At 69.5% G+C, this 2,869-nt stretch carries 2 protein-coding genes; one reads left to right on the forward strand and one right to left on the reverse strand.

The annotated features are described in order from the left end of the window. The first annotated feature begins 233 nt into the window (after window positions 1-233). The gene (locus CSR00_RS29620) at window positions 234-1,631 is read left to right on the forward strand and encodes a glycine--tRNA ligase (protein WP_099025913.1); all 1,398 of its coding nucleotides are present in this window, start codon (window positions 234-236) and stop codon (window positions 1,629-1,631) included. Between the two features lie 13 nt (window positions 1,632-1,644). Here CSR00_RS29620 and CSR00_RS29625 read toward each other — a convergent pair whose 3' ends face one another. Next, window positions 1,645-2,514: a universal stress protein gene (locus CSR00_RS29625; protein ID WP_099025914.1), complete on the reverse strand. Its 870-nt coding sequence runs from the start codon at window positions 2,512-2,514 to the stop codon at window positions 1,645-1,647. Between the last annotated feature and the right edge of the window lie 355 nt (window positions 2,515-2,869).

The following is a 2,869-nucleotide window of genomic DNA, read 5'->3' on the forward strand; positions in this document are numbered from 1 at the left end:
CGACCAACGAGAGCTAGACATGGCGGGTGGGAGGGAGCGTCGGATGTGGATGAGAGACAGCACCGAGCGTGCGTGCAGATCGGTGTCGCGGGCGGTGCGGCGATCCGGGCGCACGTTCGGTGCGGGTAGGCAGCGCGCCCGCCGCCTCGCACCCAGGCCCCCGCGCCGGCCCCGTTAGGCTGTCCGCAGTCCTGTCCCAGCGTTGTGTCCCCAGCAAGGAGTGCTCGAGCATCGTGGCGTCCGTCATCGACACCGTCGTCAACCTGGCCAAGCGGCGTGGCTTGGTGTACCCGTCGGGGGAGATCTACGGCGGAACCCGCTCCGCGTGGGACTACGGCCCCCTCGGCGTCGAGCTCAAGGAGAACGTCAAGAAGCAGTGGTGGCGCTCGGTCGTCACCGGCCGCGACGACGTCGTCGGCCTGGACAGCTCGATCATCCTGCCGCGGGAGGTGTGGGTGGCCTCCGGGCACGTCGAGGTCTTCAACGACCCGCTGGTGGAGTGCCTGAACTGCCATCACCGGCACCGTCAGGACCACATGCAGGAGGCCTACCTGGCCAAGCACGCCGGAAAGACCGACATCACCGACCCCGACGCGGTGCCGATGAGCGAGATCGTCTGCCCGGACTGCGGCACCAAGGGACAGTGGACCGAGCCGCGCGAATTCAACATGATGCTCAAGACCCACCTCGGCCCGATCGAGACCGAGGAGGGGCTGCACTACCTGCGCCCGGAGACCGCCCAGGGCATCTTCGTCAACTTCGCCAACGTGCTGACCACCTCGCGCAAGAAGCCGCCGTTCGGCATCGGCCAGATCGGCAAGAGCTTCCGCAACGAGATCACCCCGGGCAACTTCATCTTCCGCACCCGCGAGTTCGAACAGATGGAGATGGAGTTCTTCGTCGAACCCTCCACCGCCCCCGAATGGCACCAGTACTGGATCGACACCCGCCGCCAGTGGTACATCGACCTGGGCATCAACCCGGACAATCTGCGGCTCTACGAACACCCCAAGGAGAAGCTGTCGCACTACAGCGACCGCACCGTCGACATCGAGTACAAGTTCGGTTTCTCCGGCAACCCGTGGGGCGAGCTGGAGGGCGTGGCCAACCGCACCGACTTCGACCTGTCCACGCACTCCAAGCATTCCGGCGCCGACCTGTCGTTCTACGACCAGGCCAGCGACACCCGCTACGTGCCGTATGTGATCGAGCCGGCGGCCGGGCTCACCCGTTCGTTCATGGCGTTCCTCATCGACGCCTTCCACGAGGACGAGGCTCCCAACGCCAAGGGCGGGGTGGACAAGCGCACCGTGCTGCGGCTGGATCCGCGGCTGGCGCCGGTCAAGGCGGCGGTGCTGCCGCTGTCGCGCAACGCCGACCTGAGCCCCAAGGCCCGCGATCTGGCCGCCGAGCTGCGCAAGAACTGGAACATCGAGTTCGACGACGCCGGCGCGATCGGCCGGCGCTACCGCCGCCAGGACGAGATCGGCACCCCGTACTGCATCACGCTGGACTTCGATTCCCTTGAGGACCAAGCGGTCACGGTGCGCGACCGGGACGCCATGAGCCAGGAGCGGGTGGCCATCGACACCGTCTCGGACTACCTCGCGGTGCGGCTCAAGGGCTGCTAGTCGGTGGTGGCGGTCAGGACGTCCGCGCCACGATCACCGGCACCTCGGCGGCGTGCACCACGGTGGCGCTGACCGATCCGAGCAGCATCCCGGCGAACCCGCCGCGGCCGTGGCTGCCGACCACCACCAGCTGGGCGTCGTCGGAGTGGTTGACCAGCCACGGTCCGGGATCCTGGCGCACCAGGGTGGGGGTGACGCTGACGTCCGGGTACTTCTCCTGCCAGCCCGCCAGGCGCTCGCTGAGCACCTCGCCGCCCTTGGACTCGTCGGCGGCGAAGTTGAAGTGGCCTGCGACGCTGAGCGCGTCGGCCCAGGCGTGCATCGCCACCAGCGGGGCGTGCCGGTGGGAGGCCTCGTCGAAGGCGATGGCGGTCGCCAGCTCGGAGGCCGTCGTCCCGTCGACCCCCAACAGGACCGGGGCATGGGCCGCGGGCTCGGCGTGCTCGCGGTGGATCACCGCCACCGGGGAGTGCGCGTGCCGCACCAGTCCGCTGCTGACCGAGCCCAGCGTCAGCCGGTCCAGCGCGCCCATCCCGCGGCAGCCCACGACCACCATCCGTACATCCTTGGAGGCGTCGATCAGCGTCGAGAGCGGGTGGGCGAACAGGAACTCCATCTGCACCTGACGCAGCGTCCGGTCCCCGAGCGTCTCGTCGACGATCCGTTGCGCCGCCGCCAGGATCCGGTCGCCCTCGGCGTGCTGTTCGCGGCGCAGCTCCTGGATTGTCCCGGTGTCGTAGCTGTGCGGGTCGGCGCGCTCGGCGACGCTCATCACCGTCAGCGCCTCGTGGCGCATCGCGGCCTCACGTACCGCCCAGCGCAGCGCGGCATCGGAGTACTCCGAACCGTCGACGCCCACCAGGATTCCGGCCGTGTTCGGCATCTGTGTCATGTCGCCACCTCCGCGGGTTCTTCCGGTGCCGGTCCTGTCCCGGTGCGGTAGAACCGCGGATTCGGCGCAGACCTCGACACCCCTTGCGCTCCATGCTGGTCGGGTGCACCGGGGCGCGAAAGGTGTCCTAAGTCACTCCGGCGCCGCCGTTCGTCCCCCGCCGACGAGGCCGCTTCGGGGCTCTCCGGGACGCCTAGAAGCGCCCGCCACCGCCGCCGTAGCTGCGGCCCGAGGAGTGCGAGGAGCCACCGAACGAGGATGGGCGGCCCATGCTGCGCCCCCCGCCGAACCCGCCGCCGAAGCCCCCGCCCATGCCGCCCATACCGCGGCCCATGCCGCCGCCGAA

Source organism: Mycolicibacterium palauense (genome assembly GCF_002592005.1).
GTDB classification, from domain to species: Bacteria; Actinomycetota; Actinomycetes; order Mycobacteriales; family Mycobacteriaceae; genus Mycobacterium; species Mycobacterium palauense.